We start from the raw sequence: 14885 nt of genomic DNA on the forward strand, positions 1-14885 counted from the left end.
GCCCGAGCGACGGCGAACTGGAATGGGGTGGCGGGTGGCGCTAGGGCTTTTCAACCAGAGACTCGCCAACCAGAGACTTGGGCCGGCGCGCCGGCTGCGGGCCATTTTGCTGGCGTCGTCGGCACTGGGCCTGGCGCCCGTTTTGGCGGCGCTGCCGGCGGCGGCGCAGGATTCGACCTGGCTGCTCAATCCCGGCTCTAACAACTACAACCTGGCTGGTAACTGGAGCGCGGGGGTGCCGACCGGCACTGCGACATTCGGAGTCACGAACGCCGCCTCTGTGGTTATCACTGCCGATATTGTGTTCGACAGCTGGATTTTTTCCGCCGGGGCGCCGGCCTACACGTTCTCAAGCGACAATCTCAGAACGCTTGAGTTCAGCGGCGGCGGCATTTCCGTCCTTGGCGGCAGCGTCAATTTTATCAATGGCGGACTGCTGAATTTCAACAATGCCAGCACCGCTGGCAGCGCCACGCTGACGAACCCGGGTATTTTGTCTTTTAATCAAACCAGCACGGCCGGCAGCGCCAATATCGTCAACACCTACGTTTTGGGGTTTTATAATAACAGCACGGCCGCAAACGCTACCATCAACAGCAGCAATTCGATGTCGTTCAACGGAACGACGACAGCGGGCAATGCGAGGATCACGAATACCGGCAATCTCGCTTTCAACGCGAGCAGCACAGCCGGCAGCGCGACCATTACCAGTACCAATGACCTGTTTTTCAGTAATAGTGCGACGGCTGGCGGCGCCACGATCACCAATTCAAACTTGCTGCGTTTTCTTGACACAAGCAGCGCCGGAAACGCGTCCATTCTCAATGTCAACTTGATGTATTTCTACAACGCCTCCACGGCCGGCAGTGCGGCGATAACCAACGGCGGTTTGCTAAACTTTATAAGTACGAGTACGGGTGGCACCGCTGCGATTACCAATGGCGCGGCAGGCGTCACGGATTTCAGCGCTCATGTCGGCGCGCTTGGCGTCGGTTCGATTGCCGGCGGCGGCTCGTTCACCCTCGGCGCCAACCAACTGACCGTCGGCGGCAATGATCTGTCGACCAATGTCACCGGAATCATTGCTGATGGTGGCCATGGCGCCGGCGGCATCGGCGGGTCGCTTGTCAAAGCCGGCACCGGCACGCTGACATTGTCCGGCGCCAACACCTATACCGGTGCGACCACGGTCAATGGCGGCGCGCTGATCGTCAATGGCTCGATTGCCTCGTCATTGATGCTCACCGTCAACAATGGCGCCATGCTCGGTGGCACCGGCACGCTCGGCAACACGACGATTGCATCGGGCGGCACAGTGGCGCCGGGCAACTCGATCGGCACCATCACCGTCAATGGCAACCTGACCTTCGGCGCCGGGTCGAACTACAATGTCGAGGTCTCGCCGTATTCATCCGACCGCACCAATGTCACCGGCAGCGCTACGCTGAACGGCGGCACTGTCAATGCCAGCTTCGCGGCAGGCTCTTACGTTGTCAGGCAATACGCCATCCTCAACGCTACCGGCGGTCTTGGTGGCACCACCTTCAACGCGCTCGTTAACAGCAATCTGCCGTCAGGCTTCAGGACCAGCCTGAGCTACGACGCCAACAATGCCTATCTGGATCTGGCGCTTGCCTTCATCGCGCCGCCGAACACCGGCCTCAGCGGCAATCAGTCCGGCGTCGGTAGCGCGCTGGTCAATTACTTCAACCGCAATGGCGGCATTCCGCTGGTCTATGGCGGACTGACCGCCACCGGGCTGACGCAGGCCTCCGGCGAGACTGCAACGGGATCTCAGCAGATCGCCATGGGGGCGACGACGCAGTTCATGGGATCGATGACCGACGTCTTTGCAGCAGGTCGCGGCGGCACGGCGCCGGGCGCGATGGGATTCGCCGACACCAACGCTGACACATCGACAGCGAAGAGCCGTGCGGCGCGCGATGCCTATGCGATGTTCACGAAAGCACCACTGGCGCAAGCCTATGATCCGCGCTGGAGCGTGTGGGCGTCGGGCTTCGGCGGTACGCAGACCACCGATGGCAATGCGGCCGCCGGTTCGAATACATCGAGCAGCCGCATCGGCGGCGTCGCCGTCGGCGCCGACTATCTGATCTCGCCCAACACCGTCGCCGGTTTTGCGATGGCCGGCGGCGGCACCAGCTTCAGCGTGACAGGCGGCGGCTCCGGTCGCTCCGACCTGTTCCAGATCGGCGGCTTCGTGCGCCACGCGATCGGCTCGACCTATCTGTCCGGCGCACTGGCCTATGGCTGGCAGGACGTCACCACCAACCGCGCTGTGATGACGGATCAGTTGCAGGCGCGTTTCAGCCCCAATACGTTTTCGGGACGTTTTGAAGTCGGCAATCGCACCGTCACGTCATGGCAGGGCGGCCTCGGTCTCACGCCTTACGCCGCCGTCCAGTTCACCGCCGTCATGTTGCCGGCCTATGCGGAAACCGCTGTCGCCGGCAGCAACGCCTTCGCGCTCAGCTACACATCCAAGACCGTGAACGACACCCGCAGCGAACTTGGCCTGCGCACCGACAAGTCCTTCGCTGTCAACGATGCGATCCTGACGCTGCGCGGCCGCGCGGCTTGGGCGCATGATTTCAACACCGACCGCGCCGCATCGGCGACGTTCATGTCGCTGCCCGGCGCGAGCTTCGTCGTCAACGGCGCAGCGGCGGCGCATGACGCCGCGCTGACCACGGCCTCGGCCGAGATGAGCTTCACCAGCGGCCTCTCGGTGGCGGCGACATTCGAGGGTGAGTTCTCGGATGTCACGCGCAGCTACGCCGGAAAGGGCGTTGCGCGCTACACATGGTGATCGCGCCTGTCTGATGGGTGACGTCGGCTTGGTCGTCGTGCAAGGACGCGCCAACGGGCTGTGACTTTCCGGCGACATTGCCGGGAAATCACCTGCCGAACCGACCATTTTGGGGTGCCGCGCGTCGCTTTGCGCAAAATGCGACGACGGCGCGGTTCCATTGTGGCAGGGTCCGCTCCGATACACGGCTTCGCCGCGCCCTTGAGCGTCGAAATGCAACGGGGTGAGCGGGTGGCGATACGGGTTCTCAACGATCGTTTCGGCGCGGCGCGCCGGTTACGGGCCATTTTGCTGGCCTCGTCGGCGCTGTGCATCGCGCCCTTTTTGGCGGCGCTGCCGGCGGCGGCGCAGGACGCCACCTGGCTGAACACGCCCGGCAGCGGCGACTTCAACACGGCAGCGAACTGGGGTCCGGCCGCGGTGCCGACCGGCACCGCGTTCTTCGGCACGTCCGGCGTCGCCGCGCTGTCATTTTCGGCCTCTACGACCCTCGGCGGCTGGACCTTCAATGCCGGTGCTTCGGCTTACAGCTTCACCGTCGGCAGCAGTCTCTTTTTCACCGGCGCCGGCATCGTCGTCAACGGCGGTTCAGTCGACATTACCAACAACAGCGTAATGACTTTCGCCAACTCCAGCACGGCCGGCAGTGCCACCATCGCCAACAACTTCCAACTGCAATTCATCAACACCAGCACGGCCGGCAACGCGGCCATCACCAATGGCGCGGCGGGCACCACGGATTTCGGCGGATCGACCGGCCCCCTTGGCGACAACAAGCTCAGCGCCGGCTCGATCAACGGCGGCGGCACTTTCAGACTGGGCCAAAACGAGTTGACGGTCGGTGGCAACAACTTCTCCACCAACGTCACCGGCGTCATCGCCGACGGCGGCACCGGCGGCTCGCTGGTGAAGACCGGCGCCGGCGCGATGATCCTGTCCGGGATCAACACCTACACCGGCGGCACGACCTTTGCCGGCGGCACGATTAGCGTCGCGCAGGATGCCAATCTCGGCGGCGCAGCGGGGGCGCTGACCTTCACCGGCGGCACGCTGCAGACGACTGCCGGCTTTTCATCGGCGCGCAACATTGCTTTGGGCACTGGCGGCGGCACCCTGCAGGTCGATACCGGCACCCTCGGACTGTCCGGCAATATCGCGGACAGCGGCGGGACGCCTGGCGCATTGACCAAGAGCGGCGCCGGCACATTGTCGCTCACCGGCAACAGCATTTATACCGGCGCCACCAATATTCTTGCCGGCACGCTGCTGGCGCGCGGCTCGCTCAGCCCGGACAGCGCCTATACGATCGCGGCCGGCGCCACGCTGGCCCTCGACAACCCGTTCCAGTTCATCGGCTCGCTGGCCGGCGCCGGCAGCGTGACCAATGCCAACGCCGCCGATGCGGTTCTGGTCGTCGGCCTCAACAACAGCAGCACGACCTTTGCCGGCGTGATCAGAGATGGCGCGGCGGCGAAGATGTCGCTGTGGATCGACGGCACCGGCGTCACGACACTGACCGGCGCCAACACCTATACCGGCGGCACCGCGATCTGCTTCTGCTCGACGCTGCAGATCGGCAATGGCGGCACCACCGGTTCGATCGTCGGCGATGTCGCCAACGGCGGCACGCTGATCTTCAATCGCTCGAACTTCTACAGCTTCGACGGAGTCATTTCCGACAGCGGCGCCGACCAGGGCAAACTGGTGAAGACCGGTGCGGGCAACACCGTGCTGAGCGGGATCAACACCTATACCGGCACGACGACGGTCGACGTCGGCACGCTCAGCGTCAACGGTTCGATCGCATCGTCGTCGCTGACTACGGTGAATTCAGGCGGCACGCTCGGCGGCAACGGCTTTGTCGGCGACACGCTGGTCAATGGCGGCACGCTGGCGCCGGGCAATTCTATCGGCACGCTCAATGTCACTGGCAGCCTGACGATGACGGCGGCATCGACCTATCTGGTGCAGATCTCCGGAGCATCATCCGACAAGACCATCGTCACCGGCACCGCGACGCTGGCTGGCAAGGTCACGGTCGATCCGCTGGCGCGCATCGCCGCGACGACGACCTATACGATCCTGACTGCCGGCACGATCAGCGGCAGCTTCGACACGACAACCCTGCTCAACAACTTCGCGCGCAATGCGCGGCTGAGCTATGTGGGCAACGACGTGTTGCTGACCGTCGATCCCGGCCTGCTCAGCCCGAACCTGCCGGACAGTGCCGGCCGCAATCAGAAGGCCGTCGCAACCGCCATCGACAATGCGCTGACGAGCGGCGGCACGATGCCGGGCCAGTTCAACGCGCTGTTTGCGCTCACCGGCGATGCACTGCGCAACGCGCTGACGCAGACCTCGGGGGAAACCGCGACGGGATCGCAGCAGACGACCTTCAACGCCATGACGCAGTTCATGGGCATGATGACCGATCCGTTCAGCGCGGGCAGGGGATTCGATGCGCCGGGCGCGATGGGCTACGCGGATGCGCGCAAGCCGCGTGATGCCTTCGCGATGTTGACCAAGGCGCCGCCGCGCGCGCCGTCCTTCGAGGCACGCTGGAGCGTGTGGGCGTCGGGCTTCGGCGGGTCGCAGACCTCCGACGGCAATGCGGCGACGGGATCGAACACCGCGCGCAGCAGCATCGGCGGCACCGCCGTTGGTGCCGACGTGCTGTTGTCGCCGAACACGGTGGCCGGCTTCTCGCTTGCGGGCGCCGGCACGAATTTCTCCGTGGCCAATGGCGGCAGCGGTCATTCGGACATGTTTCAGATGGGCGCCTTCGTGCGCCACAGCGTGTCGTCGGCCTATATCACCGCCGCCGCCGCCTATGGCTGGCAGGACATCACCACCGATCGCATCGTCACCGTCGCCGGTATCGATCGCCTGCATGCGCAATTCAATGCGAATTCCTATTCGGCGCGGGTCGAAGGCGGCAACCGCACTGTGAGTTCATGGCTCGGCGGCGTCGGCGTGACGCCCTATGTCGCCGCGCAGGTGATCGCATTCGACCTGCCGTCCTATGCGGAAACCGTCAATGGCGGCGCCAGCACCTTTGCGCTGAACTACGCGGGCAAGACAGTGACATCGACCCGCAGCGAACTCGGCCTGCGCACCGACAAGTCCTTCGCCGTCAACGATGCAATCCTGACGCTGCGTGGCCGCGCCGCGTGGGCGCATGATTTCAACAGCGATCGCAGCATCGCAGCCACGTTCCAGTCACTGCCCGGCGCCTCGTTCACGGTGTCAGGCGCAGCGCCGGCACGCGATGCGGCGCTGACCACGGCCTCGGCCGAGATGGGCTTCATCAGCGGCTTCTCGCTGGCAGCGACATTCGAGGGCGAGTTCTCGGACGTCACGCGCAGCTATGCCGGCAAGGGCGTTGCGCGTTATACGTGGTAGCAGGTGCCGAGGGCGCGGTGCGCCGAGCGCATTCGTTCGGCAGGAATTTGAAAATAATCCTTGACGTCGTTTCAGCGCAGATTATATTCCCCTGCATCCCGTCCCACTTTGAGGGGCGTTGCCAGGGACGCTTGTTAGCGCGGGGCGGGATGTGGCGCCTGCGGGCGGGAGGGAGACGTTCCCTCACGCACTCGGGAGGCCTTGGGTCACCGTCCGGCCCCACTACGGGGGTCTGCCACTCATGCTGGCTGGACGTGGCATTGGTGAACGGCGGGAAACCGTCGGGATCAGCGGAGTGCGGAGGTCTGCGCCTTTGCCCGGAAGAACGGTCCCGGGGACAGAAATCGCCACGATGGAGCGTCGAAAGGCGTTTCCGCAGCCTCTGCTGTCCGGCGATCCGGACACTACGCTGCGGCACTGTACCCAAGTCGCGCCTTTCGGCGCTTCATCTCCCTCATTCTTGAGGGAGGCCACCGGGACCGCCACGCACGCGCACAGGCGCGGGCAAGGACGGCGCGTGGCCGCACTCAGCCATGTCGTCTCACGCCGTGGTCTTGCGCTTCGATGCAGCGGGTTTGCGAACCTGTACCGCGTTGACCGCCGGTGCCTGTGCCAGCAGGCGGCCCAGCATGTCGATCAGCTTTTCGACTTCCTTCTCATCGAGGCAATCCAGCAGGACCCGTTCGCGGTCCAGCGCCAGCTCGATGATCCGGTCATGCAGCGCGCGGCCGGATTTGGTCAGGATGACGACGCGCCTGTTGTCGCCGGCCAGATCGGTCACTGTCACGCTGCCGTTATCGACCAGAGATTTAAGGGTGCGACTGACGAGACCCTTGTCGAGATCGAAATACTGGCAAATCTGTTGTGCGGTGCACGCGTCTTCGCTGGCGAGCTTCGAGAGGATTCGCCATTCCGTGACGCCGACGCCGAATTCGCGCCGATAGGCACTCGAGGCGCCCGCGGCGAGCTTGTTGCCCAGGAAATTGATGAGCGCCGGTACATATCGTCCATGGTTGATCACCGGCTTTGTCATCTGGATACGATCTGCAATCTGAAATGAACGGAAATCGAGCGGCCCGTGAATGCTTGGCTAGACTTTAGCAGCATGCCACGATGCGTCGGAATTACGCAGTTCAACAGACCGCGTTGTGTTGTCAACCCAGCCGTTGACAGGTCAACATGGCTCCGTTATCGCGGGCGATCATCATCGCAGGCGACAGCGTATGGGGACTATGACTTCACGGCCTTGAAGAGCCGGCATCACCTACAGAGGAGGAATTAATGCTGAGGAATTTGATTTCCGCGACCGTGACCGCTGTCAGCGTGCTGTCCATCGGCGGGCTCGCGCAGGCGCAGGAGACCGTCAAGATCGGTCTGATCGTGCCGATGACCGGCGGCCAGGCTTCGACCGGCCAGCAGATCAACAACGCCATCAAGCTCTATCAGCAGAAGAACGGCGATACCGTTGCCGGCAAGAAGGTCGAAATCATCCTCAAGGATGACGCGGCGCTGCCTGACAACACCAAGCGCCTCGCGCAGGAACTGATCGTCAACGAGAAGGTCAACATCATCGCCGGCTTCGGCGTGACGCCGGCCGCGTTGGCCGCCGCGCCGCTCGCGACCCAGGCCAAGGTGCCGGAAATCGTGATGGCCGCGGGCACCTCGATCATCACCGAGCGCTCGCCCTATATCGTGCGCACCTCCTTCACGCTGGCGCAGTCCTCCACCATCATCGGCGACTGGGCTGCCAAGAACGGCATCAAGAAGGTCGCGACGCTGACCTCCGACTACGCACCGGGTAACGACGCGCTGCAATTCTTCAAGGAGCACTTCACCGCCGGCGGCGGAGAGATCGTCGAAGAGGTCAAGGTGCCACTCGCCAATCCGGATTTCGCGCCGTTCCTGCAGCGCATGAAGGACAGCAAGCCCGACGCGGTGTTCGTGTTCGTGCCCGCCGGGCAGGGCGGTAACTTCATGAAGCAGTATGCCGAGCGTGGCCTCGACAAGTCCGGCATCAAGGTGATCGGACCCGGCGACGTGATGGACGACGACCTGCTGAACAATATGGGCGATGCAGCCTTGGGCGCCGTGACAGCGCATCTGTATTCGGCAGCGCATCCCTCCGCGATGAACAAGGAGTTCGTTGCGGCCTACAAGAAGGCCTACAACACCCGTCCGGGCTTCATGGCCGTCGGTGGCTGGGATGGCATCCATCTCGTCTACGAGGCACTGAAGAAGACCGGCGGCAAGGCCGACGGCGACAGCCTGATCGCGGCGATGAAGGGCATGAAGTGGGAAAGCCCGCGCGGCCCGATCTCGATCGATCCGGAGACCCGCGACATCGTGCAGAACATCTATATCCGCAAAGTCGAGAAGGTGGACGGCGAACTCTACAACATCGAATTCGCGACGTTCGAGGCGGTGAAGGATCCCGGCAAGACGAAGAAGTAAGCGACACTTTTTCGGAAGTGTAGTAAGCTCCGCCATCGGCAATTTCCCTCCCCCGCGCTTGCGTGGGGAGGGGTAGGGTGGGGCGCCACACGCGGCGCTCTCCAGGTGGCGCCACCCCCACCCGACCGGCCTTGCGGCCGGCCACCCTCCCCGCAAGGGCGGAGGGACAAGAAAGTACGAAAGACTGCATGACCCTTCTCACCATTCTGTTCGACGGCGTCGCCTACGGCATGTTGCTGTTCGTGCTGGCGTGCGGGCTGGCGGTGACGCTGGGGCTGATGAACTTCGTCAACCTCGCCCACGGTGCCTTCGCCATGGCGGGCGGCTATGCTTGCGCGATCCTGGTCAATCGCGCCGGCCTGCCATTCTTTGCGGCTTTGCCGATTGCTTTCGTGGTGAGCGCGGCGATCGGCGCCGTGCTTGAGCGATCGCTATATCGCCATCTCTATACGCGCAGCCATCTCGACCAGGTGCTGTTCACCATCGGCCTCGTCTTCATGTCCGTGACGGCGATGGACTACTTCATGGGCTCGGCGCAGACCTTCATCCATCTCCCGGATTATCTGCAGGGCCAGATCAATCTGTTCGGCCTTGGCGTCGGTCGCTATCGTCTGATGATCATCGTGATCTGCGGATTGCTCACCATCGCATTGCAGATGATCCTGTCGAAGACGCGCTTCGGCAGCCGGCTGCGCGCCGCGGTCGATGATCCACGCGCCGCGTCGGGTCTCGGCATCAATGTCCCGCAAGTCTTCGCACTGACCTTTGCCTTCGGCTGCGGATTGGCTGGCATGGGCGGCGCACTTGGCGCCGAAATCCTCGGCCTCGATCCGTATTTCCCGCTGAAATTCATGATCTACTTCCTGATCGTGGTGACGGTCGGCGGCTCGTCCAGCATCACCGGGCCGTTCCTCGCCTCGCTGCTGCTCGGCATCGGCGATGTAGCCGGCAAATATTACGTGCCGAAGCTCGGCGCCTTCGTGATCTACACCATGATGATCGTGATCCTGATCTGGCGCCCGAACGGCCTGTTCGGCCGCACCGCGGCGCGGTGAGGGCATCATGACAGTAAACAGCACCGCCCATCCGGAAGTAGGCCAATTCGCCATGGCGCGCGCGCAATGGCGCTGGCCCGAAGTCGTATTCTGGCTGCTCGCCGCAGGCTGCATCCTGCTGTTCCCGAACCGCTACCTGATCCTGACCGAAATCGCCTGGCTCGCGCTGTTCGCGCTCTCGCTCGATCTCATCCTCGGCTATGCCGGCATCGTCTCGCTCGGCCACGCCGCATTCTTCGGCTTCGGTGGCTACGCGGCGGGTTTGTTGGCACTGCACGGCATCGTCACCGAGCCGGTGATTGCATTGGTTGTTGCCGGTCTCGCCGCAATGGCGCTCGGTTTCGTGACGAGCTTCCTCGTCATGCGCGGGTCAGATCTGACGCGGCTAATGGTGACGCTCGGTATTGCGCTGTTACTGCGCGAACTCGCCAACCGCTTTTCAAATATCACCGGTGGCTCCGATGGCCTTCAAGGCATCGAGATGGCGCCGATTCTCGGCCAGTTCTCGTTCGACATCTTCGGCAAGGTCGGCTTCATCTATTGTCTCTGCGTGCTGTTCGTCTTGTTCCTGTTGGCGCGACGCATCGTGCATTCGCCATTCGGCCTGTCGCTGCGAGCGATCCGCAACAATCCGCTGCGCGCCGCGGCGATCGGCATTCCAGTCAATCGCCGACTGATCGCGATCTATACCATTGCTGCCTTCTATGCGGGCGTTGCCGGTGCACTCTCGACGCAGACGACGGCGCTGGCCTCGCTCGACGGTTTTGCCTTCGACCGCTCGGCCGACCTGATGCTGGTCCTGATCATTGGCGGCACCGGCTATCTCTATGGCGGGTTGATTGGTGCCGTGATCTTCAAATTGCTGCAGGAACTGTTCTCGACGATCACGCCGCAATACTGGCAGTTCTGGATTGGTGCCGTGCTGGTAGTCATCGTGCTGATCGGCCGCGACCGGATGCATCGCTGGGCGCTGTTTCTGCCGCGGCTGATCGCGAGCAAGTTCGGCCGTGCCAAGACGCCGGTCGTTGCGCCGGAAGGTGAGGCGCCATGACCATCGCGCTGGAAACCGTCAATCTCGAAAAGTCCTTCGGTGGGCTGCGGGTCACCCGTGACCTGTCGCTGAAGATCGAGGCCGGTGCGCGCCATGCGCTGATCGGCCCGAACGGTGCCGGCAAGACCACCGTGATCAATCTTCTGACCGGCGTGCTCAAGCCGAATTCCGGCCGCATCCTGCTCGAAGGCAACGACATCACCGGCCTGCCGGTGCACAAGCGCGTGCTGCGCGGGCTGTCGCGGACGTTCCAGATCAATCAGCTCTATCCTGACATGACGCCGCTGGAGACGGTCGGTCTCGCTGCGTCCGAACATCTCGGCCATGGCAGCGACTGGTGGCGTCGCATGGGCACCCGCAGTGACGTCAATGACGCGATCGCGGAAAACCTCGCGCGCTTTCATCTGCTCGACGTCATGAATGAGCCGACGGCGACATTGCCCTATGGCAAGCAGCGCCTTCTTGAGATCGCCGTCGCCATCGCCACCAAGCCGCGTGTGCTGCTGCTCGACGAGCCGGCTGCGGGTGTACCGGAAAGCGAGCGCCACGATATTCTCTCGGCCGTCGCCAGCCTGCCGCGCGACGTCACGGTGCTGCTGATCGAGCACGACATGGATCTGGTATTCTCCTTTGCCGATCGGATCTCTGTGCTGGTCGCGGGCGCCATGCTCGTGGAAGGCCCGCCGGACGAAGTGGCGCGCGATCCGCGCGTAAAGGCCGTGTATCTGGGCGAGGGCGCCGATGTCTGACCTTCTCGACATCAATGACCTGCGCGCGGGCTATGGCGAAGCCGTGGTCATTCCCAAGATGACGCTGCAACTCGGCGAAAGCCAGGTACTGGCACTGCTCGGGCGCAACGGCACCGGCAAGACCACGCTGATCAATTCCATCGTCGGCGTTACCCGCCGCTTCAGCGGCACGCTGAAGCTCGACGGGAAGGACATCACGTCGCTGCGGCCGGACCAGCGTGCGCGAGCCGGCATCGGCTGGGTGCCGCAGGAGCGCAATATCTTCCGCTCGCTCACCGTGGAAGAAAACATGACCGCCGTGGCGCAGCCCGGGCCATGGGACGTCAAGAAGATCTACGAGATGTTTCCGCGGCTCGAAGAGCGCAAGAACAATTTCGGCAATCAACTCTCCGGCGGCGAACAGCAGATGCTGGCGATCGGTCGGGCACTGACGCTCAATCCGCAGGTGCTGCTGCTGGATGAACCGACCGAAGGCCTTGCGCCGATCATCGTCGATGAATTGCTGGCAGCGCTTGGCAAGATCACACGCGCCGGCGGCATCTGCTCCATCATCGTGGAACAGAATGCACAAAAAATACTCGGGCTCGCCGATCGTGTCGTGATATTGGAACGCGGCACCATCGTGCATGATGCAACGAGTGCTGCTTTGAAATCCGATCCTGCCGTGCTGGAGCATTTCCTCGGCGTCGCCGGCGCTGCCGGCAGCAAGAATAAACACACGGCCGGCACACCCGGCTGATCTGCAAACCGAACATTCTGGAGTAACGACTATGCAGAGAACCAAAGCCCCGTTCCGTGCCGACGAAGTCGGCAGCCTGTTGCGGCCCGCATCGATCAAGGAAGCGCGCGCCAAGCTGGAGAAGGGCGAGATTTCGGCCGACGACCTGCGCAAGGTCGAAGACATCGAGATCGAGAAGGTTGTGCATCGCCAGGCCTCGACCGGCCTCAAGCTAGCCACCGACGGCGAGTTCCGTCGTTCGTGGTGGCACTTCGACTTCCTCGCCAAGCTGACCGGCTGCGAACTCTATCATCCCGACACCGGCATCCAGTTCACCGGCGTCGAGACCCGTCATGACTCGGTGCGCGTGATCGGCAAGGTGGATTTCCCCGACGATCATCCGATGCTGGCGCACTTCAAGTTCCTGAAGAAGCATTGCGACACGGCGGGCGTCACCGCGAAAATGACCATTCCGTCGCCGGCTGTTCTGCATTTCCGCGGCGGTCGCAAGGCGATCTCGAAGGAGGTCTATCCGGATATCGAAGTGTTCTTCGAGGATCTCGCCAAGACCTATCGCAAGGCGGTGAAGGCGTTCTATGACGCCGGCTGCCGCTACCTGCAGTTCGACGACACGGTCTGGGCCTATCTCTGCTCGGAAGACGAGCTGAACAAGGTCCGTGCGCGCGGCGAGGATGCCGACAATCTGCAGCAGATCTATTCGCGCATCATCAATTACGCGATCGCCGAGCGTCCTGCGGATATGGTGATCACCACGCATGTCTGCCGCGGCAACTTCCGCTCCACCTGGATTTCGTCGGGCGGCTACGAGCCAGTGGCTGAAACGCTGCTCGCTGGTACCAATTACGACGGCTACTTCCTCGAATACGATTCGGATCGTGCAGGCGGCTTCGAACCGCTGCGCTTCCTGCCGAAGGGCAACAAGGTCGTCGTGGTTGGTGTCATCACCTCGAAGTTCGGCGAGCTCGAGAAGAAGGAAGACATCAAGGCGCGCCTGCAAGAGGCTTCGAAGTTCGCGCCGCTCGAGCAGCTGGCCGTGTCGCCGCAATGTGGCTTCGCCTCCACCGAGGAAGGCAACATCCTCAGCGAGGAAGAGCAGTGGGCCAAGCTCAAGCTCGCGGTCGATGTCGCGAACGAGTTGTGGGGCAAGTAAGCCCGTTGTCGCCTGACCGGCGGCTCGCCAACAAAAATGCCCGGCTTTTGCCGGGCATTTGCATTTAGTCTCCTGACGATGAGCTCTCAGGACTTGCCGCGGCCCACGCTTTCATAGGTGAATCCGGCCTTCTCCATCTCCTCGGGGCGGTAGATGTTGCGCAGGTCCACGATGACCGGCTGCTTCATCTTCTGCTTCACTTGCGCGAGGTCGAGTGCGCGGAACTGCTCCCATTCGGTCACGATCACGAGCGCGTCGGCGCCAGTCGCGCAGGCATAGGCATCGTCGCAATAGGTGATATCCGGCAGTTCGTGCCTGGCCTGTTCCATGCCGACGGGATCGTAGGCTTGCACCGTCGCGCCGAGATCCTGAAGCGCGGTGATCAGGGGGATCGACGGCGCCTCGCGCATGTCGTCGGTGTTGGGCTTGAATGTCAGTCCGAGCACGCCGACGGTCTTGCCGCGCAGATTGCCGCCGAGCGCGGCAGACACCTTGCGGGCCATGGCGCGCTTGCGGTTATCGTTGACGGTGAGGACGGCCTCGACGATCCGCAGCGGCGCGTCGTAGTCCTGACCGGTCTTGACCAGTGCGCGGGTATCCTTCGGAAAACACGAGCCACCGAAGCCGGGACCCGCATGCAGGAACTTCGCGCCGATGCGGTTATCGAGGCCGATGCCACGCGCGACGTCCTGGACATCCGCGCCGGTGCGCTCGGCCAGATCAGCGATTTCATTGATGAAGGTGATCTTGGTCGCGAGGAACGCGTTGGCGGCGTATTTGATCAGCTCGGCCGTGCGCCGACCCGTATACATGATGGGCGCCTGATTGAGATAAAGCGGGCGATAGATCTCCGAGATCACCGTGCGTGCGCGCTCGTCGTCGGTGCCGACAACGATCCGGTCCGGATGCTTGAAGTCGCGGATCGCGGCGCCCTCGCGCAGGAATTCCGGGTTTGACGCCACGGCGACGTCGGCGTCGGGATTGGCTTCCTTGATGATGCGTTCCACATCGTCGCCGGTGCCGACAGGCACGGTCGACTTGGTGATGACCACGGTAAAATCGCGCAGGTTGGCGGCGATCTCGCGCGCGGCGGCATGCACGTAGCTGAGATCAGCGTGGCCATCGCCGCGGCGGGACGGGGTGCCGACCGCGATGAACACGGCATCCGCCGTCTTCACGGCTTCACTGAGGTCGAGACTGAAGCCGAGCCGGCCGCTTTTCACATTGCTGGCCACCAGCGCGTCCAGGCCGGGCTCGAAGATCGGGATCTCGCCACGGAGCAGGGCGTCGATCTTGCTGCTGTCCTTGTCCACGCAGATCACGCTATGGCCGAAATCGGCGAAGCAGGCGCCGGACACAAGGCCGACGTAACCGGTGCCGATCATCGCAATGCGCATGGAGAAAGCCCGTTTTGAGTGATCGAGAGGCGAGAATTTGAACTTGGCACATCCTAGCAGA

10 protein-coding genes are annotated in these 14885 nt (G+C 63.1%); 8 read left to right on the forward strand and 2 right to left on the reverse strand.

Going from position 1 to position 14885, the window contains the following annotated elements:
* Positions 1-34 precede the first annotated feature (34 nt).
* Together AB7828_RS01240 and AB7828_RS01245 are read left to right on the forward strand one after the other, a co-directional pair.
* On the forward strand, positions 35-2830 hold the full coding sequence (locus AB7828_RS01240) for an autotransporter outer membrane beta-barrel domain-containing protein (RefSeq protein ID WP_441229172.1): 2796 nt from the start codon (positions 35-37) through the stop codon (positions 2828-2830).
* 231 nt (positions 2831-3061) lie between these two features.
* Entirely contained in the window at positions 3062-6232 is a 3171-nt protein-coding gene (locus AB7828_RS01245; RefSeq protein ID WP_441229173.1) for an autotransporter outer membrane beta-barrel domain-containing protein, read from the forward strand.
* A gap of 541 nt (positions 6233-6773) precedes the next feature.
* On the opposite strand, the gene AB7828_RS01250 is transcribed toward AB7828_RS01245, so the two are convergent.
* Positions 6774-7265 (reverse strand): MarR family winged helix-turn-helix transcriptional regulator, encoded by a 492-nt coding sequence (locus AB7828_RS01250; RefSeq protein WP_068738189.1) that lies wholly within the window; start codon positions 7263-7265, stop codon positions 6774-6776.
* 248 nt (positions 7266-7513) lie between these two features.
* Here AB7828_RS01250 and AB7828_RS01255 point away from each other — a divergent pair, with 248 nt between their 5' ends.
* The 6 genes from AB7828_RS01255 to AB7828_RS01280 all read left to right on the forward strand — a co-directional run bounded on the left by AB7828_RS01255 (position 7514) and on the right by AB7828_RS01280 (position 13427).
* On the forward strand, positions 7514-8683 hold the full coding sequence (locus AB7828_RS01255) for an ABC transporter substrate-binding protein (RefSeq protein ID WP_175366718.1): 1170 nt from the start codon (positions 7514-7516) through the stop codon (positions 8681-8683).
* 188 nt (positions 8684-8871) lie between these two features.
* Entirely contained in the window at positions 8872-9738 is an 867-nt protein-coding gene (locus AB7828_RS01260; RefSeq protein ID WP_068738185.1) for a branched-chain amino acid ABC transporter permease, read from the forward strand.
* Positions 9739-9745: 7 nt separating this feature from the next.
* Positions 9746-10789, forward strand: coding sequence for a branched-chain amino acid ABC transporter permease (locus AB7828_RS01265; protein WP_441229174.1), 1044 nt, complete (start codon positions 9746-9748; stop codon positions 10787-10789).
* Positions 10786-11538 (forward strand): ABC transporter ATP-binding protein, encoded by a 753-nt coding sequence (locus AB7828_RS01270; RefSeq protein WP_089268231.1) that lies wholly within the window; start codon positions 10786-10788, stop codon positions 11536-11538. Before AB7828_RS01265 ends, AB7828_RS01270 begins: the two co-directional genes overlap by 4 nt.
* Complete coding sequence (locus AB7828_RS01275; RefSeq protein WP_441229175.1) at positions 11531-12277, forward strand: ABC transporter ATP-binding protein; 747 nt, start codon at positions 11531-11533, stop codon at positions 12275-12277. The genes AB7828_RS01270 and AB7828_RS01275 overlap by 8 nt, the downstream gene beginning before the upstream one ends.
* A gap of 31 nt (positions 12278-12308) precedes the next feature.
* Positions 12309-13427: a cobalamin-independent methionine synthase II family protein gene (locus AB7828_RS01280; protein WP_116660575.1), complete on the forward strand. Its 1119-nt coding sequence runs from the start codon at positions 12309-12311 to the stop codon at positions 13425-13427.
* A gap of 86 nt (positions 13428-13513) precedes the next feature.
* On the opposite strand, the gene AB7828_RS01285 is transcribed toward AB7828_RS01280, so the two are convergent.
* Complete coding sequence (locus tag AB7828_RS01285) at positions 13514-14824, reverse strand: UDP-glucose dehydrogenase family protein (protein WP_441229176.1); 1311 nt, start codon at positions 14822-14824, stop codon at positions 13514-13516.
* Positions 14825-14885 lie beyond the last annotated feature (61 nt).

Source organism: Tardiphaga sp. 215_C5_N2_1 (genome assembly GCF_052076055.1).
Lineage (GTDB): Bacteria > Pseudomonadota > Alphaproteobacteria > Rhizobiales > Xanthobacteraceae > Tardiphaga > Tardiphaga robiniae.

What these genes read in the sequence shown, in the direction of transcription:
- AB7828_RS01250 (WP_068738189.1), bottom strand. Translation starts at nt 7,265, where the DNA reads ATGACAAAGCCGGTGATCAACCATGGACGATATGTACCGGCGCTCATC.
- AB7828_RS01255 (WP_175366718.1), top strand. Translation starts at nt 7,514, where the DNA reads ATGCTGAGGAATTTGATTTCCGCGACCGTGACCGCTGTCAGCGTGCTG.
- AB7828_RS01260 (WP_068738185.1), top strand. Translation starts at nt 8,872, where the DNA reads ATGACCCTTCTCACCATTCTGTTCGACGGCGTCGCCTACGGCATGTTG.
- AB7828_RS01265 (WP_441229174.1), top strand. Translation starts at nt 9,746, where the DNA reads ATGACAGTAAACAGCACCGCCCATCCGGAAGTAGGCCAATTCGCCATG.
- AB7828_RS01270 (WP_089268231.1), top strand. Translation starts at nt 10,786, where the DNA reads ATGACCATCGCGCTGGAAACCGTCAATCTCGAAAAGTCCTTCGGTGGG.
- AB7828_RS01275 (WP_441229175.1), top strand. Translation starts at nt 11,531, where the DNA reads ATGTCTGACCTTCTCGACATCAATGACCTGCGCGCGGGCTATGGCGAA.
- AB7828_RS01280 (WP_116660575.1), top strand. Translation starts at nt 12,309, where the DNA reads ATGCAGAGAACCAAAGCCCCGTTCCGTGCCGACGAAGTCGGCAGCCTG.
- AB7828_RS01285 (WP_441229176.1), bottom strand. Translation starts at nt 14,824, where the DNA reads ATGCGCATTGCGATGATCGGCACCGGTTACGTCGGCCTTGTGTCCGGC.